15 protein-coding genes are annotated in these 19,662 nt (G+C 66.8%); 8 read left to right on the forward strand and 7 right to left on the reverse strand.

Annotation, left to right across the window (positions count from 1 at the left end; translation table 11 throughout):
- Window positions 1-151: 151 nt before the first annotated feature.
- Entirely contained in the window at window positions 152-1,759 is a 1,608-nt protein-coding gene (locus CFB47_RS14545; RefSeq protein WP_089461817.1) for a multicopper oxidase family protein, read from the reverse strand.
- 671 nt (window positions 1,760-2,430) lie between these two features.
- Between CFB47_RS14545 and CFB47_RS14550 the strand changes: the two genes are divergently transcribed.
- On the forward strand, window positions 2,431-2,655 hold the full coding sequence (locus CFB47_RS14550; protein ID WP_006490888.1) for a hypothetical protein: 225 nt from the start codon (window positions 2,431-2,433) through the stop codon (window positions 2,653-2,655).
- 123 nt (window positions 2,656-2,778) lie between these two features.
- On the opposite strand, the gene CFB47_RS14555 is transcribed toward CFB47_RS14550, so the two are convergent.
- Together CFB47_RS14555 and icd are read right to left on the reverse strand one after the other, a co-directional pair.
- Window positions 2,779-5,007 carry an NADP-dependent isocitrate dehydrogenase gene (locus CFB47_RS14555; protein ID WP_089461531.1) on the reverse strand — a complete coding sequence of 743 codons (2,229 nt, stop codon included), beginning with the start codon at window positions 5,005-5,007 and terminating at the stop codon, window positions 2,779-2,781.
- A 282-nt stretch (window positions 5,008-5,289) separates the two neighbouring features.
- On the reverse strand, window positions 5,290-6,546 hold the full coding sequence (gene icd / locus CFB47_RS14560; protein ID WP_006478026.1) for an NADP-dependent isocitrate dehydrogenase: 1,257 nt from the start codon (window positions 6,544-6,546) through the stop codon (window positions 5,290-5,292).
- Window positions 6,547-6,823: 277 nt separating this feature from the next.
- On the opposite strand from icd, the gene CFB47_RS14570 reads away from it, so the two are divergent.
- The 5 genes from CFB47_RS14570 to CFB47_RS14590 all read left to right on the forward strand — a co-directional run bounded on the left by CFB47_RS14570 (window position 6,824) and on the right by CFB47_RS14590 (window position 12,064).
- On the forward strand, window positions 6,824-7,402 hold the full coding sequence (locus tag CFB47_RS14570; protein ID WP_046544582.1) for a pseudouridine synthase: 579 nt from the start codon (window positions 6,824-6,826) through the stop codon (window positions 7,400-7,402).
- A 281-nt stretch (window positions 7,403-7,683) separates the two neighbouring features.
- Window positions 7,684-7,899: a hypothetical protein gene (locus CFB47_RS14575; RefSeq protein ID WP_011352970.1), complete on the forward strand. Its 216-nt coding sequence runs from the start codon at window positions 7,684-7,686 to the stop codon at window positions 7,897-7,899.
- A 163-nt stretch (window positions 7,900-8,062) separates the two neighbouring features.
- Window positions 8,063-8,563: a DUF192 domain-containing protein gene (locus CFB47_RS14580; RefSeq protein ID WP_089456792.1), complete on the forward strand. Its 501-nt coding sequence runs from the start codon at window positions 8,063-8,065 to the stop codon at window positions 8,561-8,563.
- Between the two features lie 217 nt (window positions 8,564-8,780).
- Window positions 8,781-10,892, forward strand: a complete 2,112-nt coding sequence (gene fusA / locus CFB47_RS14585; protein WP_089440853.1) for an elongation factor G — start codon at window positions 8,781-8,783, stop codon at window positions 10,890-10,892.
- A gap of 161 nt (window positions 10,893-11,053) precedes the next feature.
- Complete coding sequence (locus CFB47_RS14590; protein WP_179250035.1) at window positions 11,054-12,064, forward strand: HoxN/HupN/NixA family nickel/cobalt transporter; 1,011 nt, start codon at window positions 11,054-11,056, stop codon at window positions 12,062-12,064.
- Window positions 12,065-12,542: 478 nt separating this feature from the next.
- Here the strand turns inward: CFB47_RS14590 and CFB47_RS42125 are convergent, their stop codons facing one another.
- Together CFB47_RS42125 and CFB47_RS14610 are read right to left on the reverse strand one after the other, a co-directional pair.
- Window positions 12,543-13,886 carry a hypothetical protein gene (locus CFB47_RS42125; RefSeq protein WP_179258951.1) on the reverse strand — a complete coding sequence of 448 codons (1,344 nt, stop codon included), beginning with the start codon at window positions 13,884-13,886 and terminating at the stop codon, window positions 12,543-12,545.
- Between the two features lie 60 nt (window positions 13,887-13,946).
- Entirely contained in the window at window positions 13,947-14,792 is an 846-nt protein-coding gene (locus tag CFB47_RS14610) for an aldo/keto reductase (RefSeq protein ID WP_089461533.1), read from the reverse strand.
- Window positions 14,793-14,958: 166 nt separating this feature from the next.
- Here CFB47_RS14610 and CFB47_RS14615 point away from each other — a divergent pair, with 166 nt between their 5' ends.
- Window positions 14,959-15,705, forward strand: coding sequence for a GntR family transcriptional regulator (locus CFB47_RS14615; protein WP_089440857.1), 747 nt, complete (start codon window positions 14,959-14,961; stop codon window positions 15,703-15,705).
- A gap of 28 nt (window positions 15,706-15,733) precedes the next feature.
- Here the strand turns inward: CFB47_RS14615 and CFB47_RS14620 are convergent, their stop codons facing one another.
- Together CFB47_RS14620 and CFB47_RS14625 are read right to left on the reverse strand one after the other, a co-directional pair.
- Window positions 15,734-17,125, reverse strand: a complete 1,392-nt coding sequence (locus CFB47_RS14620; protein WP_089461534.1) for a CoA transferase — start codon at window positions 17,123-17,125, stop codon at window positions 15,734-15,736.
- A 457-nt stretch (window positions 17,126-17,582) separates the two neighbouring features.
- On the reverse strand, window positions 17,583-17,906 hold the full coding sequence (locus tag CFB47_RS14625) for a DUF2917 domain-containing protein (RefSeq protein WP_089456796.1): 324 nt from the start codon (window positions 17,904-17,906) through the stop codon (window positions 17,583-17,585).
- Window positions 17,907-18,126: 220 nt separating this feature from the next.
- Between CFB47_RS14625 and mdtD the strand changes: the two genes are divergently transcribed.
- On the forward strand, window positions 18,127-19,563 hold the full coding sequence (gene mdtD / locus CFB47_RS14630) for a multidrug transporter subunit MdtD (protein ID WP_089461535.1): 1,437 nt from the start codon (window positions 18,127-18,129) through the stop codon (window positions 19,561-19,563).
- Window positions 19,564-19,662 lie beyond the last annotated feature (99 nt).

Consider the following 19,662-nt stretch of genomic DNA (forward strand, 5'->3'; position numbering starts at 1 on the left):
TGGTTTGCGCCGGGTTTCTTTATTTGAGGCCGGCCAATCGATAATCGATTGGCCGGCCTTTTCGTTCAATCCCGATAATTGAACACACATTGTCTTGTCACGCGCGCAGATCCGATACTCATCCGGCGCGTGAAACATAATCACCACCTCGTTACACGACCTTCAGCGTGCCCATCATGCCGAGATCCTCGTGTTCGAGAATGTGACAATGAAACATGCGCTCACCGGGCATGTCTTGCGTGACGAGAATCGTCACGGTTTCGCCGCTGCGCACGTTCACCGTATCGCGCCATGCACGGAACGGTTCGCTCGTGCGCGAACCGCCCGACTCGCGCTCGATTACCTGGAACTGCGTGCCATGCAGGTGGAACGGGTGATCCATGTCGGTGCCGTTGCGGATCGTCCAGCGCTCGACGTCGCCACGGCGGCTCGTCAGCGTCGCGCGATGCGGCGCGTAGGTGTCGCCGTTGATCGTGAAGCGCATGCCCGCCGGACGGCCGTGCGCGGCCCCCTTCATCATCGCGTCCATGTCCATCTCCTCGCCGAACGCGACCGTCTTGTGCGCGACCGGTTCGCCGAGCGACGGCACCGCGCGCAGGGTCGCCGGCAGCGCGCGTGCGGCGGCCGGCGCGAATGCGACGTCGGCCAGCGCCAGCGCCGGATCGGGCGGCAGGCTGCCGTGCCCGTCATCGTGCGACATCGACATCTTGCGGCGGTCGTATTCGGCCGCCTGCAGCACGGCGCGCGACGCCCGGTCGCCGGCGCGGACCAGCAGCTCCGCCCGTTCGCCCGGCGCGATCAACAGCGACGTGACGCGGCGCGGCGCGTCGAACAGGCCGCCGTCGGTGCCTGCATGCTCGAACGCGCGGCCGTCGTCGAACGCGACGCGCAAATAGCGCGCGCTGCACGCGTTCCACACGCGCCAGCGCTCGTCGCCCGCGACATCGATCCGCGGCCGGCGCGCGCCATTGACCAGCACGAACTGGCCCTCGCGACCGTTCATCCAGTCCATCATGTCGTTTGGTGCAATCGTGCCGTCGCGCGCAAGCTTCAGGTCCGACACGAACAGGTTGCGCTCGGGCCAGCCCGCCAGCGGATCGTCCACGGCGCGCACGACGAACGGACCGGCGAGCCCGCGGAAGACCTGTTCGGCCGTCATCATGTGCGGATGCGGGTGGTACCAGTAGGTGCCGGCACTCCCCTTCGGCAACGTGAAGCGGTACACGCGCGACGCGCCGGGCGCGACCGGATCGGAAGGATTGCCGTCCTGGTCGGGCGGCACCGGCAGGCCGTGCCAGTGGATGGTCGACGGCTGCGGCAGCTTGTTCACGAACTTGATCTCGACCGTGTCGCCCTCGCGCACGTCGATCAGCGGACCGACGACGGGGCCCTGCGTGCCCGCCCCGAACTGCCAGAACGTGGTCGGCCGTGCACCGTGCAGCATCGAGCGCGCCACGGGCTGCGCCACCAGCGTGGCCCGGAACATGCCGGGCTCGCGACTTTCGTTCGCGAGCGTGCGCAGCGCCGCGAGCGGCGCGCCGGCCGGCAGCGCGTCGGCGGCTGCGAGCGCAGCCGGTGCGGACTTGCCGTGCTGCCCGTGCTCCGCCATCCCTGACATGCCCGACATGCCCGACATGTCGTCCATCGAGTCCATGCCGGCCATGCCGGCGTGACCTGCATGCTGCGCCCACGCGGCGCGCGCGAACAGCGACGCGGCTGCGACACCGACGGCGCGCGACAGGAAGGTTCTCCGTATCATCAATTGTTCCTCGTTATCCATGCTGGGTCGCGCGGCCGCCGCGACGCCCGCGCCGGCCGGCCGAAGCGCCGATGCGCGACGCAAATCCTGATGCCCGCGTCATCATAACCGTAGGGCCAAATCGAGACGCGCCGCAGCCGGCCGGGCGGCGATACGCCGCAGGGTTCGACCACGCCGCACCCGAATGGCACGCATCGGCCCGCATCATCGATCGACGATGCACGGCGCTTCGCTCACGGCCGAAGCGCCCTTCAACCCTGGCTCTGGCAGTTCCCCGGCGGTCGCCTCGCCCCCTGCCGTTCGGCCCCACCACGGCGCCGGCCACTTCGCCGATCCGCACACCCGCCAATATTTCACGATGCGGAACAAGTCTCTGCGTTATAAAAATTCGTGGTGCAGGGCACAAAATCCCCGTTTCGCGATGGCGAAAAACGTTCCGCAATACAAAATGATGAAAATAATTACTTGTTTTTAAAAGAGAAATTTTGTTTAGTGAAGCCGTTCTACATGCACCATCCGAGCGGGCCGCGGACGTAGACTTTGTTCCATGCACTGACGCTTCGCCACGACGTTCGATACGGAACCGGGCGCAAGCAGCCAGTCGGGCCACAGCCGGTCAAGCCGGCAGGCGGCACACCAGAATCGCTTGTGATCAGAAAGGGAGAACGGAAATGAAGGGATTTCGCTTTGGTTCAGCGCTCGGGTCGTTCTACATCCTGCCGGGTAACGGCGGCTGGGAAGCGACGTTCGGCAACGCCCTGCTCGGCGCATTCTCGTGCCCCGAAGTGGCAGCCGACCACATCTCCCGCGGCGACTGCGAGCAACTGTCCGAGCTGGACACGGCAACGCTCGAAGTGCCGCACGAAATCGCCGAATGGGAAATCGTTCACGTCTGAATGACACGCCAGCAACGAAAAACGCCCCGGGCGTCCGGGGCGTTTTTCTTTTGTAGCCGGTGGCAGGCAGCAATGCCCGCCACGCCGGCATGCGCATCGGCCCGCGCGATCGCGCGGCCTGCGTCAGGCGACCGCGTCGACGATGCCGTTCAGCGTCGCGCTCGGGCGCATGGCCTGGCTCGTCAGGTCGACGTTCGGACGGTAGTAGCCGCCGATGGCCTGCGCCTTGCCCTGCGCGGCCGCCAGTTCTTCCAGGATGCGCGCTTCGCTGTCGGACAGCGCCTTCGCCACGCCTTCGAACTGTGCCTTCAGCGCCGCGTCCTCGGTCTGCTCGGCCAGCGCCTGCGCCCAGTACAGGCACAGGTAGAAGTGGCTGCCGCGGTTGTCGAGGCCGCCGACCTTGCGCGCCGGCGACTTGTTCTCGTCCAGGAACTTGCCGGTCGCCTGGTCGAGCGTCTTCGCGAGCACGAGCGCCTTCGGGTTCTGGTACGCGTTGCCGAGGTGTTCGAGCGACGCGGCCAGCGCGAGGAATTCGCCGAGCGAATCCCAGCGCAGGAAGCCTTCCTCGACGAACTGCTGCACGTGCTTCGGCGCGGAACCGCCCGCACCCGTTTCGAACATCCCGCCGCCGGCCATCAGCGGCACGATCGACAGCATCTTCGCGCTGGTGCCGAGTTCCATGATCGGGAACAGGTCGGTCAGGTAGTCGCGCAGCACGTTGCCGGTGACCGAGATCGTGTCCTTGCCCGCGCGGATGCGCTCGAGCGAGAAACGCGTGGCTTCGACCGGCGTCATGATGCGGATGTCGAGGCCGTTCGTGTCGTGATCCTTCAGGTAACGCTCGACCTTCGCGATGATCTGCGCGTCGTGTGCGCGAGCCGGATCGAGCCAGAACACGGCCGGTGCGCCGGTCGCGCGTGCGCGGTTGACCGCGAGCTTGACCCAGTCCTGCACCGGTGCGTCCTTCGTCTGGCACATGCGCCAGATGTCGCCCGCTTCCACGGCATGCTCGAGCAGCACGTTGCCCGCTTCGTCGGTGACGCGCACGACGCCGTCCGCCGGGATCTGGAACGTCTTGTCGTGCGAACCGTATTCTTCAGCCGCCTGCGCCATCAGGCCGACGTTCGGCACGCTGCCCATCGTGACCGGATCGAACGCGCCATGCTGCTTGCAGTCCTCGATCACGGCCTGGTAGACACCGGCGTAGCAGCGGTCCGGAATCACGGCCTTCGCGTCGTACAGCTGGCCGTCCGGGCCCCACATGCCGCCCGAATCGCGGATCATCGCCGGCATCGATGCGTCGACGATCACGTCGCTCGGCACGTGCAGGTTCGTGATGCCCTTGTCCGAGTTGACCATCGCCAGGCGCGGACGCACTGCGTATTCGGCCTTGACGTCGGCTTCGATCGCTTCGCGCGTGTCGGCCGGCAGGTCCTTCAGGCGCGCGTACAGGTCGCCGATGCCGTTGTTCGGGTTGAAGCCGACCTGCGCCAGCACGTCCGCGTGCTTCGCGAGCGCGTCGCGGTAGAACACCGACACGAAGTGGCCGAACAGGATCGGGTCGGAGACCTTCATCATGGTCGCTTTCAGATGCACCGAGAACAGCACGTCCTGCGCCTTGGCGTCGGCGATCTGCGCTTCGATGAAGCTGCGCAGCGCATTGCGGCTCATCACCGATGCGTCGATGACTTCACCGGCCTTCACGGCCGTCTTTTCCTTCAGCGCCTTCTTCGCGCCGTCGGTCGTCGTGAGTTCGATCTTCACGCTGCCGGCATCGGCGATCAGCGCCGACTTCTCGCTGCCGTAGAAGTCGCCTTCGGTCATGTGCGCGACGTGGGCCTTCGACGTGGCCTTCCACGCACCCATCTTGTGCGGATGCTTGCGTGCGTAGTTCTTGACCGACAGCGGCGCGCGACGGTCGGAGTTGCCTTCGCGCAGCACCGGGTTCACCGCGCTGCCCTTGATCTTGTCGTAGCGGGCCTTGACCGCCTTCTCTTCGTCCGTCGACGGATCTTCCGGGTAGGCCGGCAGCTTGTAGCCCTGCGCCTGCAGTTCGGCGATCGCGGCCTTCAGCTGCGGCACCGATGCGCTGATGTTCGGCAGCTTGATGATGTTCGCTTCCGGCTTCAGCGTGAGCTGGCCCAGTTCGGCCAGATCGTCGGAACCCTTCTGCTCGGGCGGCAGGACGTCCGCGAATGCGGCGATGATGCGGCCGGCGAGCGAGATGTCGCGCGTTTCGACGGCGACGCCGGACGAGCGCGTGAAGGCCTTGACGATCGGCAGCAGCGAATAGGTCGCGAGCGCGGGCGCTTCGTCGGTGAGGGTGTAGATGATCTTGGGCGAAGTGGACATGGTGGTCAAAGCATTGCTACGTGATTGTTGAACAGGGAGCGCCGGCGGGTAACCGGCGGGGAGCGACCGGGTCGGTCGCGAAAGGGGCGCGCCGGCTCAGCCGGGCGGTGGTGTTGCGAGGGCCGTCATGTTCTACCTTGCAGGGGCTCCGGGCCGCATCGCGGCGCCGCGGCCCGCATGCCGGACCGCCCTGCCAACAAACCTGCCATCCACGAAACGCTCCGGCGCCGGCAGTAGGCGCCGGGGCGGCCGGCAACCTGCCGGCCCACCCCGGAAGGGGTCTTACATGTTCTCGATCAGCACTTCGCCGAAGCCCGAGCACGACACCTGCGTCGCACCTTCCATCAGGCGCGCGAAGTCGTACGTGACGCGCTTCTGCAGGATCGACTTCTCCATCGCGGCGATGATCGTGTCGGCCGCTTCCGTCCAGCCGAGGTGGCGCAGCATCATTTCCGCCGACAGGATCTCGGAGCCGGGGTTCACGTAATCCTTGCCTGCGTACTTCGGTGCGGTGCCGTGCGTCGCTTCGAACATCGCGACCGAATCAGACAGGTTCGCGCCCGGCGCGATCCCGATGCCGCCGACCTGCGCGGCCAGCGCGTCGGAGATGTAGTCGCCGTTCAGGTTCAGCGTGGCGATCACGTCGTATTCGGCCGGACGCAGCAGGATCTGCTGCAGGAACGCATCGGCGATCGAATCCTTGATCACGATCTCGTTGCCCGTCTTCGGGTTCTTCACGCGCATCCACGGGCCGCCGTCGATCAGCTCGCCGCCGAATTCCTTCTGCGCGAGCGCGTAGCCGGCGTCACGGAACAGGCCTTCCGTGAACTTCATGATGTTGCCCTTGTGCACCAGCGTGACCGACTTGCGATCGTTGTCGATCGCATACTGGATTGCCTTGCGCACGAGACGCTCGGTGCCTTCGGTCGACACGGGCTTGACGCCGATCCCCGAGGTTTCCGGGAAGCGGATCTTCTTCACGCCCATCTCGTCCTGCAGGAACTTGATCACCTTCTTCGCCTGCTCGGAGCCCGCGGCCCATTCGATGCCCGCGTAGATGTCTTCCGAGTTCTCGCGGAAGATCACCATGTCGATCTTTTGCGGCTCGCGCACCGGCGACGGCACGCCCTTGAAGTACTGCACCGGGCGCAGGCACACGTACAGGTCGAGTTCCTGGCGCAGCGCGACGTTCAGCGAACGGATGCCGCCGCCGACCGGGGTCGTGAGCGGCCCCTTGATCGATACCACGTATTCCTTCAGCACCTGCAGCGTTTCGTCCGGGAGCCACACGTCCGGGCCGTACACCTTCGTCGCCTTCTCGCCCGCGAAAATCTCCATCCAGTGGATCTTGCGCTTGCCCTTGTACGCATGCGCGACCGCCGCGTCGACAACCTTGATCATGACCGGCGTGATATCGAAGCCCGTACCGTCGCCTTCGATATAGGGAATGATCGGCTGATCGGAAACGTTGAGCGAGAAGTCCTTGTTGACGGTGATCTTGTCACCGCCTTCCGGAACCTTGATGTGCTGATACGGCATGATCGACTCCAGTGACGTGGCTGAGCAGGTAATGCTGGTCGAAGCTGCGCGCGCGGCGGGGGCGCGGCATGGCCACCCCGTGACGGCAACAGCGAGCCGCTATTCTAGCGCCCCAACCGGGCACTTCGGCATGAAGCGCGGCACTGCGTATCAAGACCCCACTTATGTCTTATATAAGACAGAGGACTTGCCGTTCCGTATTATGCATTAAGATTCCGCCATTTGCCATAGACCGCCCGCCCCCGCTTCCCGCGGCGCGCCGGGCGGACGCCCCGCCATGAACCTGATCGCCCTCAACAAGCCGTTCGGCACGATTTGCCAGTTTTCCGCGCACGAGACGCGCCCGTCGCTCGGCGACTGGGTCAAAACGCCCGGCGTCTACGCGGCCGGCCGGCTGGACGCGGACAGCGAGGGGCTGCTGCTGCTCACCGACGACGGCGCGCTGCAGGCGCGCATCGCCGAGCCGCGCCACAAGCTCGTCAAGCGCTACTGGGCGCAGGTCGAGGGCGCGCCCGGCCCCGCCGACCTGAAGGCGCTCGCGCGCGGCGTCGACCTCGGCGACTACGTGACGCGCCCGTGCCGCGCCGAGTTCATCGAACCGCCCGACACGCTGTGGCCGCGCAATCCGCCGATCCGCTACCGTGCCGCGATCCCGACGACGTGGATCGAGCTTGCGATCACCGAGGGCAAGAACCGGCAGGTACGCAGGATGACGGCGGCCGTCGGCTTCCCGACGTTGCGCCTGGTGCGCGTCGGCATCGGCGCACTGGATATATTCGCGCTCGGCATTGCACCGGGAGAAACAATCGCCCTGCCGCCGCGCGCACCGTGGGAGGGTTTCGCGCCCGCCGGATGACGAATTCGGGACGGGCGAATTTTTCGTCATCTTTTTCGTCAACCGGCTGCGAAGATCGCGCGTTAAATCACGCAGATGCCAACCTTAGCTATCCGGCATTGGCAGCCGAACCCGTGTTTGCGTCACGAAAGCGACGTTTTTATCGAATACGATTCGGCGCCCGCAGCGCAATGAGAAATTTCTCGAAGCGTCTGTCAACCGAAAGGTGGATGGCACCGTTAGACGACATGACTCCTATTGCCGGGTCATTTGGTTAATTAACTAAAGCTGAGGAACACAACATGAACAAACTGATCGCTGCTCTGGTCGCTGGTCTCTTCGCAACGGCTGCTTTCGCACAAGCATCGGCTCCGGAAGCTGCTCCGGCTGCTGCTGAAGCTGCTTCGGCACCGGCTAAGCACGCTGCCAAGAAGCACCACGCAGCCAAGAAGCACCACAAGGCATCGAAGAAGGCTGCAGCGAGCGACGCAGCAGCACCGGCAGCTGCTTCGAACTAAGTAAGCTTGCTGTAATAAATAACGCAGTCAAGAACACGCAGTCTTGCCGTTCTTACGGCGTTGAAAGGCAGATCACCGCAAGGCGATCTGCCTTTTTCTTTTTGTGCCCGACGACACGCATCGCGTACCATGCGGGTCTCGTTTTCCAGATAGGAGCCTTGCTGTGCAATTCTCCCTGCGCTCGTCGCTCGGCCGCCTTGCGCGCGCCGCCGTGTTTCCCGCCGCGCTCGCCGTCATGGCGTTCGGCATGCAGGCCGCCAGCGCGCAAGTGCCGCCCGGCGCCAAGCAGCCGAGCGAATTCCCGCGCGTGAAGCTGCGCGCCGGCATGTACGTGATCGACGCGGCCGTCGCCGCGAACGACCCCGACCGCGAACAGGGGCTGATGTACCGTTCGCAGCTCGCGCCGAACGAAGGCATGCTGTTCGTGTTCAACGAGAACGCAGTGCATTGCTTCTGGATGAAGAACACGCTGATCCCGCTGTCGATCGCGTTCATCCGCGCGGACGGCACGATCACCGACATCGACGAGATGAAGGCCGAGACGACCGACAACCACTGCCCGCGCAACAACGGCGTCTATGCGCTCGAAATGAGCAAGGGCTGGTTCGCGGCGAAGGGCATCAAGCCCGGCATGAAGCTCGAAGGCCTGCCGAAGGCCCCGTAACGGCCGTTGCCGCGGCGCCGTGCCGCGCACCGACCGAAGCCGGCCGCCCGTTGCGCGCCGGCTTTTTTTTCGCCCGCCGGCGGTGGCGCCCGGCTTGATTCCGCCGCTGCCGGCCGCATCTGCAAAAGCCACGCGCAAGCGCTATGCTTTAAGTCTCGCTTGACCAGCCCGGGCCGCCACTGTCGGCCCGCTTACATCCGAACCTAAGGAGGTTCACGTGCCCCGCAAAACCCCCATCGAGCGCTATCGCAATATCGGGATCAGCGCTCACATCGATGCCGGCAAAACCACGACGACCGAGCGCATCCTGTTTTACACCGGCGTGAGCCACAAGATCGGTGAAGTGCACGACGGCGCGGCCACGATGGACTGGATGGAGCAGGAGCAGGAACGCGGCATCACGATCACGTCGGCCGCGACCACGGCCTTCTGGAAGGGCATGGCCGGCAACTATCCCGAGCACCGGATCAACATCATCGACACCCCGGGCCACGTCGACTTCACTATTGAAGTCGAGCGCTCGATGCGCGTGCTCGACGGCGCGTGCATGGTCTACGACTCGGTCGGCGGCGTGCAGCCGCAGTCCGAGACCGTCTGGCGCCAGGCCAACAAGTACAAGGTGCCGCGCATCGCGTTCGTCAACAAGATGGACCGCATCGGCGCCGATTTCTTCCGCGTGCAGAAGCAGATCGGCGAGCGCCTGAAAGGCGTCGCCGTGCCGATCCAGATTCCGATCGGCGCGGAAGATCATTTCCAGGGCGTCGTCGATCTCGTGAAGATGAAGGCGATCGTGTGGGACGACGAAAGCCAGGGCGTGAAGTTCTCGTACGAGGACATCCCGGCAAACCTCGTCGAGCTCGCGCACGAATGGCGCGAAAAGATGGTCGAGGCCGCGGCGGAAGCGAGCGAGGAACTGCTCGAGAAGTACCTGCACGACCATGAATCGCTGACCGAGGACGAGATCAAGGCCGCGCTGCGCAAGCGCACGATCGCGAACGAGATCGTGCCGATGCTGTGCGGCAGCGCGTTCAAGAACAAGGGCGTGCAGGCGATGCTCGACGCGGTGATCGACTACCTGCCGTCGCCGGTCGACGTGCCGGCCATCCTCGGCCACGACTTCGCCGATCCGGAAAAGCCGGCGGAACGCCATCCGAGCGATGACGAGCCGTTCTCGTCGCTCGCGTTCAAGATCATGACCGACCCGTTCGTCGGCCAGCTGATCTTCTTCCGCGTGTATTCGGGTGTGGTCGAATCGGGCGACACCGTGCTCAACGCGACCAAGGACAAGAAGGAACGGCTCGGCCGGATCCTGCAGATGCACGCGAACGAGCGCAAGGAAATCAAGGAAGTGCGCGCAGGCGACATCGCGGCGGCCGTCGGCCTGAAGGAAGCGACCACCGGCGACACGCTGTGCGATCCGGCGAAGCCGATCATCCTCGAGAAGATGGAATTCCCGGAGCCGGTGATCTCGCAGGCCGTCGAGCCGAAGACGAAGGCCGACCAGGAAAAGATGGGCCTGGCGCTGAACCGCCTCGCGCAGGAAGATCCGTCGTTCCGCGTGCAGACCGACGAAGAATCCGGCCAGACGATCATCTCGGGGATGGGCGAGCTTCACCTCGAAATCCTGGTCGACCGGATGAAGCGCGAATTCGGCGTCGAGGCGACGGTCGGCAAGCCGCAGGTCGCGTATCGCGAGACGGTGCGCACGACGGCGTCCGACGTCGAGGGCAAGTTCGTCAAGCAGTCGGGTGGTCGCGGCCAGTACGGCCACGCGGTGATCACGCTCGAGCCGAACCCCGGCAAGGGCTACGAGTTCCTCGACGAGATCAAGGGCGGCGTGATTCCGCGCGAATTCATCCCGGCCGTCGACAAGGGCATCACCGAGACGCTGAAGAGCGGCGTGCTCGCGGGCTACCCGGTCGTCGACGTGAAGGTTCACCTGACGTTCGGCTCGTACCACGACGTCGACTCGAACGAAAACGCGTTCCGGATGGCCGGCTCGATGGCGTTCAAGGAAGCGATGCGCCGCGCGAAGCCCGTGCTGCTCGAGCCGATGATGGCCGTCGAGGTCGAGACGCCCGAGGATTTCATGGGCAACGTGATGGGCGACCTGTCGAGCCGGCGTGGCATCGTGCAGGGGATGGAGGACATCGCGGGCGGCGGCGGCAAGCTCGTGCGCGCCGAAGTGCCGCTCGCGGAGATGTTCGGCTATTCGACGTCGCTGCGTTCGGCCACGCAGGGCCGCGCGACGTACACGATGGAGTTCAAGCACTACGCGGAAACGCCGGCCAACGTGTCGGAAGGCGTGATCAGCGCGAAAGTGAAGTAAGCGCGGCGCGCTCAAGCGCTGCTGCTTGCAGGCAAGGCCCGTCCGGTTCCGGACGGGCCTTTTTTCATTCGGCGCTCGCTGCCGCGATTGCGGCTTTTTGATCGCCGGCATTTTTTTCACATGCCACAATGGACCGCGATTCGTCAGATGGAACCCGCCCGATGCCGCCCACCCCTGCCCTGCGCCGCCTGCTGATGCTCTACGCCGGCCTGATCGCCGCGAACGTCGCCGTGTGGCTGTGGGCGCTCGCGGTGCTGCGCGACCATCCGCTGCTACTCGGCACCGCGGCGATCGCGTACGGGCTCGGGCTGCGCCATGCAGTCGACGCCGATCACATCGCCGCGATCGACGTTGCCACGCGCAAGCTGATGCAGGACGGCCAGCGTCCGGTGAGCGTCGGCCTGTTCTTCTCGCTCGGCCATTCGACGATCGTGATCGCCGCGACGCTCGGCATCGCGCTGACCGCGTTCGCGCTGCGCGACCGGTTCGACGCATTCCGCGAGATCGGCGGCACGATCGGCACGGCGGTGTCGGCCACCTTCCTGCTCGTGCTCGCGTGCGTGAACCTGATGATCCTGCGCGACGTGTGGCGGCGTTATCGCGGCACGCACGGGCATGCACACGATGCCGCGCATGTGCACCGCCCTGCCGGGCTCGTGTCCCGGCTGCTGCGTCCGCTGTTCCGGTTCGTGTCGAAGAGCTGGCACATGTATCCGGTCGGCGTGCTGTTCGGGCTCGGTTTCGATACTGCAACCGAAATCGGCCTGCTCGCGATCGCCGCCGCGCAGGCAAGCCAGGGGCTGCCGGTCTATACGGTCATGCTGTTTCCCGCGCTTTTCACCGCCGGCATGACGCTGATCGACTCGACCGACAACGTGCTGATGATTCATGCGTACGGCTGGGCGATGGACGATCCGCAGCGCAAGCTGCTCTACAACGCGAGCATCACGTTCGTGTCGGCGGCCGTCGCACTAGCGATCGGCGGAATCGAGGCAGCCGGCCTGCTGGCCGACAAGCTGGCGCTGACGGGCCCCGTGCGCGACACGCTCGATGCGCTCGGCGAACGCTTCGGCTCGATCGGCTACGGCATCGTCGCGCTGTTCCTCGTGTGCTGGATCGCGTCGATCCTGTTCCACCGCTGGCAGCGCGCGGCCGATGCGCCGGCCCGCTGAGCCACGCGCGAACGCCCGGACGTTTCATTCCGGAAACAAAATCCCCCCGACGACGCTGCGTGCGTGCGTCGCGTGTCCGCACGCGCCTTGCGCGACGGGCACAAGCGGCCGATGGCACGAATCTCGCACATAGGGATTCGCACGGCGGGCCCGCGTGCCGATCCGCGTTCGCGGCTGGCGTCAAGCGCCGGCCCCAAGGCAATCGGTCACCGATAGGATAACGAATCTTTTATGGCTCCCTGCACTACACGTAGCTAGCCGCGCGGCAACGAGGCGTCGCGCGCAAGGGGAGGCCATCATGCATAAGACGAAACAACCGTCCCGTCCGGCGGGACGGTGCCCTCGTGCGACCTTGCTGGCCGCGGCCGCGTTTGCGTGCTGCTGCTCGTATGCCGTCGCACAAACCACCACGCCTGATTCCGCGCCCGGCGCGAACGCCGGCGCGGACACCATCATGACGCTGGTCGCGGACGCTACGTCATGCGCAGCCAATCCGGCTGGGTGTGCGGTGCAGGTCTATGCCGGTCATGGTATCGGCGGGAACGGGGCCGGCCCGAGCAGCAATGGTAGCGGCAGCCCTGGGCCGGCCAACGGTAGTGGCAGCGGCAACGGTGGCGGGGGAAATAACGGCAACGGTGCCGTCGGACCTGCAGGTGTCGGTGGAACGACAGGCGGAACGTCCGGCGGGACGAGCGGCACGGGTCGCGGAGGCAACTCGTCCGGCAACGGTGGTAACGGTAGTTCCGGTGGTGGCGGCACTTCGGGTGGTGGTACTTCGGGTGGTGGTACTTCGGGTGGTGGTACTTCGGGTGGTGGTACTTCGGGTGGCGGTACTTCGGGTGGCGGCACTTCGGGCGGCGGCACTTCCGGCGGCGGAGGCCATGGCGGACACGGAGGCGGTGGCGATGGTGACGGCGGTGGTCACGGCGATGGTGGTGGCCACGGCGACGGCGGTGGCCATGGCGACGGTGGAGGTCACGGCGATGGTGGCGGCCATGGCGACGGCGGTGGTCACGGCGACGGCGGTGGCCACGGCGACGGTGGCGGCCATGGCGACGGCGGTGGCCACGGCAACGGCGGTGGTCACGGCGACGGTGGTGGTCACGGCGACGGTGGTGGTCACGGCGACGGTGGTGGTCACGGCGACGGTGGTGGCCATGGCAACGGTGGTGGTCACGGCGACGGTGGTGGCCATGGCGATGGTGGAGGTCACGGCGACGGTGGCGGCCATGGCAACGGTGGCGGTCACGGCGACGGCGGTGGTCACGGCGACGGTGGCGGCCACGGCAACGGTGGTGGCCATGGCGACGGCGGTGGCCACGGCGACGGCGGTGGCCACGGCGACGGTGGTGGCCATGGCAACGGTGGTGGCGGCGACGGCGGCGGTCATGGCGACGGCGGTGGTCACGGCGACGGTGGTGGCCACGGCGACGGTGGCGGCCATGGCGACGGCGGTGGCCACGGCAACGGCGGTGGTCACGGCGACGGTGGTGGTCACGGCGACGGCGGTGGCCACGGCAACGGTGGTGGCCACGGCGACGGCGGTGGTCACGGCGACGGTGGTGGCCACGGCGACGGTGGCGGCCATGGCGACGGCGGTGGCCACGGCAACGGCGGTGGCCACGGCGACAGTGGCGGCCATGGCAACGGTGGTCAAGGCAATGGCGGTGGCAACGGCGGCTCGGGCAACGGCGAAGGCAACGGTGGCCACGGCGATGGCGGCGGCAACGGCAATGGCAACGGCAGCGGTGGCGCCGGCAATGGCGGGCCCAACGGTGTCGGCAATGGCCACGGTACCGGCAACGGCAATGGCGGCGGTCACGGCAACGGCGGCTCGTCCGGCGGCAACCACTGACCGGACACGTTGCCTGACCGGATGCCGTCAGAGCATCTCGAGCGCGCGCTTGCTGCGCGGCGGACGGAAATACGCGTCAAGCTGCGCGCGCTCGTCATCGCTGAAGACGAAATCGAGCGCGGCGCGATTGTCGCGCACGTGCTCGATCCTCGATGCCTTCGGGATCGCGAATACACCCGGCTGCGCGAGCACCCATGCCAGCGCGACGCGCATCACCGACACGCCGCGCAGCCGCGCGATCTCGTCGAGCGGCGAACGTTTCGACAGCCGCCCATGGTCGACCGGGCTGTACGCCATCGCCGGCATCCGGTGATCGGCGAGCCAGGGCAGCAGGTCGAATTCCGGGCCGCGCCGCGCGATGTTGTAGAGGATCTGGTTGGTCGCGCAGGCACCGCCGCCCGCGTCGTCGACGAGTTCCTCCATATCGGCCGTATCGAAGTTGCTCACGCCCCAGCGACGAATCTTGCCGGCGCGCTGCAGCGCCTCGAAGCCCTCGACCGTCTCCTCGAGCGGCACCGAGCCGCGCCAGTGCAGCAGGTACAGATCGAGACGATCGGTGCGCAGGCGCTTGAGGCTCGCATCGCACGCGGCAACGACGCCGCGCCGGCTCGCATGGTGCGGATAGACCTTGCTGACGAGGAACACGTCGTCGCGCAAACCCGCGAGTGCTTCGCCGACCAGCTCCTCGGTCGCGCCGTCGCCGTACATCTCGGCCGTATCGACCAGCGTCATCCCGAGTTCGATGCCTTCGCGCAGCGCGGCGATCTCGTCCGCTCGGCGGGCCGGCCGCTCACCCATTTCCCAGGTGCCCTGACCGAGCTTCGGAATCGTCTCGCCGTCCGGCAGGACGACCGTGGCGATCGTGTCTGTCATGCGTTCCTCGTTGCGGGTTCGTGGCCGCGCAGCGCGGCCGAAGCATGGAATACGACGTGTCAGTGTAGTCAATCGGCAGGACGACGGCCTATTGCACGGCAAAAACCGGCTATAACGGCACCGCATGATGACTTAGAATGGCCGCAACCTGATCGATACCCATTCCATGAAGGCACCCACGGACGACCGGTGGCAGGACCTGCGCCCCGACCCGGACAACGACACGCCGCTGTACCTGCAGCTCGCCCGCAAGCTCGGCGACGCGATCCACGACAACCGCTGGACAGCCGGCGAGGCATTGCCCTCCGAGCGCGTGCTGTCCGATGCGCTCGGCGTGTCGCGCATCACCGCACGCAAGGCGATCGCGCTGCTCGTCGAGCAGGGCCTGATTCGCCGCACGCAGGGCGCCGGCAACTTCATCCAGCCGCGCTACGAGGATCCGCTGTCGCGACTGTCGAGCTTCAGCGAAATGCTCGAGCGCCGCGGCTTCAAGCCGAGTTCGCAATGGCTCGCACGCGAAATTCAGCCGGCGAACCGCGACGAAGTGATCCAGCTCGGACTGTCGCCGGCTGCATCCGTTACACGCCTGAAACGCCTGCGCCTCGCCGACGGCATCGTGATGGCCGTCGAGAACTCGACGTTCCCCGCGACGCTGATTCCCGATCCGCAGGCGATCGGCGGTTCGCTGTACAGCTATCTCGAAGCGCGCGGCACGCCGATCGTGCGCGCGCTGCAGCATTTCCGCGCGGTCAATGCGACCGACGAAATCGCCGAACAGATGGGCATCGCGCCGCACGACGCGCTGCTGCTGATCACGCGGATCGGCTATACGTCGGACCAGCGCGCGATCGAACTGACCGATACCTACTGCCGCAACGATTACTACGACTTCGTCGTCGAGCTGCGCAAGTAACGCCGACCGCGCGGCCACCGCTTACCGCTTACAGCCAGCGCGCGACGTCGGTGCCGGGCGGCACGGGCGGCCGCTCGAACGCCGGCGGCGTGGCCGACAGGCGCTCGGCCGGTCGCACGGTATCGAGCATGCCGAACGGCGATGCGACGCGGTCGAGCCGGTCGCGCACGTCGGCGGCCGCGAGATCGGGCGCACGCAGGCCATCCGGCACGTTGCCGAACGACTGCAGCCAGCGTCCCGTCTGCGCGAGCGACAGCCGCACGTGCCAGCTTCCGCCTTCGCTCGCCCGCCGCGCGAGCGCGATCATCGCACCGAACGCCGCGAGATACCCCGTTGCGTGATCGAGCGCCTGGCACGGCAGGTGGCGCGGCGCGTCCGCGTGCGCGGCCTGCTGCTCCTGCCACGCGATCCCGCTCGCCGACTGCACGAGGCTATCGAAGCCGCGCCGCTGCGCCCACGGCCCCGCATGTCCGTACGCCGAGATCGACACGTACACGATGCCGGGCCTCCGCTCCGCCAACGCGTGCAGCGCGAATCCGCGGGCCGCGAGCGCGCCGGGGCGGTACGACTGCAGGAACACGTCCGCATCGCGCACGAGCGCGTGCAGCGTATCGACACCGGCCGCATCGCGCAGGTCGATCCACGTCGAACGCTTGCCGCGCCCGTTGTCGATCACGAGCGGCGCGATGTTCGGCAGGTGCGGGCCGTTGACGAGCAGCGTCTGCGCGCCATGTGACGCCAGCGTGCGGCCCGCGACCGGCCCCGCGATGATGCGCGTGAGATCGAGCACGCGCACACCCGTGAGCGGCTGGCCGGCTTCGCCGCGACCGATCCGCTCGAGCGGCGCATCGCCGATCCGCTCGATCTCGAACAGCGGCAGCGACGCGATCGCGCGCGCTTGCTCGAGCGACGCCCACTCGTCAGGTGTTCTGATCAATGCGGCGCACAGCCCGGCGTCGGCCAGCGCGGTATCGAGTGCCGCACCGTCCCACGTGCGGATCGCCGCGGCGACATCGTCCCGCTGCGCGCCGCAGCCGAGTACGTCGAGAATGCCGCTCAGGTGATGCGGGAAGTTAGCGTGCAGCTGGATCCAGCGTCCGTCGCCCGTCTCGAAGAAGCCCGTCACCGGATGACGCAACTCCGGCGGCGGACCCTCGTCCACGCGCAGGTAGCGTTCGCTGCGGAAGGCGATGAGTGCATCGCGCACCGATACGTCGACGGATTGCGCGACGCCCGTGCGAAGCCGGTGGCATTCGGCCGCCGCGAGCCCGGCTGCCGCGATCGTCGCCGCGGCCAGCGTGCCGACCCGGAAGGTCGAAGGCAACGTCGGGTCCTGCCCCGTTACGGTCGCGCGGGCGAGCGCGCCGGGGTCGCCGTGTGCGAGCCGCCACAGATACGCCAAAGCAAGTTCGGGGGTCATGGCGGAATGGGCGGTGAAGAAGACAACATCGAGTCTAGGATCGGCGGCAGTCGCGAGCAATCCTGATTGCGTGAATCCGCACATCACGCACGGTCGTATTCCCTGCGTTCCGGCGGAAACGGCCGACCTCACACCTTCCAGTGCGCAGGAAACCTGCCGGTATCCTCGATACCGGCGTGAACCCCTGCATGTGTGAACCGCGACCTGCTGCGCTCACTACCGGATCGCGCAACCGGGTACCGCGACCCTCACGCGAATCGAGTGCGGCTGCCCGCATGCTGCCGTGCCGACGCGAAACGCTCCCGCGCGAGCGGCGAATGCTCGCTCGACCGGGACGTACCAGAGCCGGACTCGCGGATCATGCAGATCGCAGATCGTCGCATGACCACACGGCCGGCTGGATCACGCATGCGCTCGAACACTGCCCGGACCGAACGCTGATCCCGCGCCGGGCGCGTTAAGTCGGCAGCGATACGGCCGCATGGCGCCGGCCGCCTCGCCACGCGACGAGCGGCCTCCACCACGCCTGCGCGGCTCGCCTTGCCGGCACTTCGAGCGGACCGAACGCGAACGTCGCACCCTGCGACCCCGCGCTGACCCATACGCGCATGCCGGGCGTCAGCATCAGCGCAGCCCCGGCGCCAAGCCAGTGATCATCGGGCAAGCCCTCGATCGTCACCCAGACCTCGCCGTCGGCCACCTCCAGCGAGGTGCGATCGACGATCCGCCACCGACCGGCCGGCTCGTCGCCATCGATCACATAAAGTCGCAGTTCGCGCATGGCAGCCTCCTGGTCGCACGGATCCGATGGCATCAGTATTTCGGACAGTGGCAGCACACGGACAGATACGGCTGCAGACACTTTTGGCCGAACTGTACTGGCCGATCGACAGGGACGGGAGGCGCCTGTCGGCGGACTTCGCGCCGTCCTTGCGCCGAACCGGCACGACGCGACGGCTTTCCCTACAATGTCGGCTGTCCCGCGCCACCCTCCCGCCCCCATGTTCCAGCGTCCGCCTGCCGCCGCCCCCGGCGAAAAGAATCTCACCGTGATGCTCTGGCTCGTCGCAACGGGCTTCTTCATGCAGACGCTCGATGCGACCATCGTGAACACGGCGCTGCCGTCGATGGCCGCGAGCCTCGGCGAATCGCCGCTGCGGATGCAGTCGGTCGTGATCGCGTACTCGCTGACGATGGCGGTGATGATCCCGGTCTCGGGCTGGCTCGCCGATACCTTCGGCACGCGGCGCGTGTTCTTCAGCGCGATCCTGGTGTTCTCGCTCGGCTCGCTGCTGTGCGCGAATGCGCATACGCTGACTCAGCTCGTCGCGTTCCGCGTCGTGCAGGGGGTCGGCGGCGCGATGCTGCTGCCGGTCGGACGGCTCGCGGTGCTGCGTACCTTTCCGGCCGAGCGCTACCTGGCCGCGCTGTCGTTCGTCGCGATTCCCGGCCTGATCGGCCCGCTGATCGGGCCGACGCTCGGCGGCTGGCTCGTGAAGATCGCGTCGTGGCACTGGATCTTCCTGATCAACGTGCCGGTCGGCGTCGCGGGCTGCATCGCGACCTTCTATTCGATGCCCGACTCGCGCAACCCGGCCGTCGGCCGCTTCGACCTGAAGGGCTACCTGCTGCTGACGATCGGCATGGTCGCGATCTCGCTGTCGCTCGACGGGCTCGCCGATCTCGGGATGCAGCACGCGGCCGTGCTCGTGCTGCTGATCCTGAGCCTCGCGTGCTTCGTCGCGTACGGGCTGTATGCGGTGCGCGCGCCGCACCCGATCTTTTCATTGGAGCTGTTCCGGATCCATACCTTCAGCGTCGGGCTGCTCGGCAACCTGTTCGCGCGAATCGGCAGTGGCGCGATGCCGTACCTGATCCCGCTGCTGCTGCAGGTGAGTCTCGGCTACTCGGCGTTCGAGGCCGGGCTGATGATGCTGCCGGTGGCCGCCGCCGGGATGTTCTCGAAGCGGATCATCACGCGCCTGATCACGCGGCACGGCTACCGCAAGGTGCTGCTCGCGAACACGATCATGGTCGGCGTGATGATGGCGAGCTTCGCGCTGATGCGCGACACGGTGCCCGTCTGGGTGAAGGTCGTGCATCTCGCGCTGTTCGGCGGCTTCAACTCGATGCAGTTCACCGCGATGAACACGCTGACGCTGAAGGATCTCGGCACGGGCGGCGCGAGCAGCGGCAACAGCCTGTTCTCGCTCGTGCAGATGCTGTCGATGAGCCTCGGCGTCACGGTCGCAGGCGCGCTGCTCGCCACGTTCACGGGCATGCTGCGCACCGTGACGCCGAGCAACACGCTGCCGGCGTTCCATGCGACGTTCATCTGCGTCGGGATCATCACGGCGGCTTCCGCGTGGATCTTCGCGCAGCTCGCGCCCGAGATCCGCAGCACCGCGCGCAAGACCGACCCGTCCGAGCGCGCGTGATGCGGGGTGCGCGCCGAACCGGGTCGGCGCGCACCATCACGGTGCAGCGCGGCCCTGCGAGGCGCATCTGAAACACCGGTAATGCCCCGCGGAGCTTGG

The sequence above is a fragment of the Burkholderia sp. AU27893 genome (assembly GCF_002223205.1).
Classification (GTDB): domain Bacteria; phylum Pseudomonadota; class Gammaproteobacteria; order Burkholderiales; family Burkholderiaceae; genus Burkholderia.

Coding starts and splice junctions, on each gene's coding strand:
- CFB47_RS14545 (WP_089461817.1), bottom strand. CDS start 1,759: ATGATACGGAGAACCTTCCTGTCGCGCGCCGTCGGTGTCGCAGCCGCG.
- CFB47_RS14620 (WP_089461534.1), bottom strand. CDS start 17,125: ATGACCCCCGAACTTGCTTTGGCGTATCTGTGGCGGCTCGCACACGGC.
- mdtD (WP_089461535.1), top strand. CDS start 18,127: ATGTTCCAGCGTCCGCCTGCCGCCGCCCCCGGCGAAAAGAATCTCACC.
- CFB47_RS14570 (WP_046544582.1), top strand. CDS start 6,824: ATGAACCTGATCGCCCTCAACAAGCCGTTCGGCACGATTTGCCAGTTT.
- CFB47_RS14615 (WP_089440857.1), top strand. CDS start 14,959: ATGAAGGCACCCACGGACGACCGGTGGCAGGACCTGCGCCCCGACCCG.
- CFB47_RS14610 (WP_089461533.1), bottom strand. CDS start 14,792: ATGACAGACACGATCGCCACGGTCGTCCTGCCGGACGGCGAGACGATT.
- CFB47_RS14590 (WP_179250035.1), top strand. CDS start 11,054: ATGCCGCCCACCCCTGCCCTGCGCCGCCTGCTGATGCTCTACGCCGGC.
- CFB47_RS14550 (WP_006490888.1), top strand. CDS start 2,431: ATGAAGGGATTTCGCTTTGGTTCAGCGCTCGGGTCGTTCTACATCCTG.
- CFB47_RS14575 (WP_011352970.1), top strand. CDS start 7,684: ATGAACAAACTGATCGCTGCTCTGGTCGCTGGTCTCTTCGCAACGGCT.
- icd (WP_006478026.1), bottom strand. CDS start 6,546: ATGCCGTATCAGCACATCAAGGTTCCGGAAGGCGGTGACAAGATCACC.
- CFB47_RS14555 (WP_089461531.1), bottom strand. CDS start 5,007: ATGTCCACTTCGCCCAAGATCATCTACACCCTCACCGACGAAGCGCCC.
- CFB47_RS14625 (WP_089456796.1), bottom strand. CDS start 17,906: ATGCGCGAACTGCGACTTTATGTGATCGATGGCGACGAGCCGGCCGGT.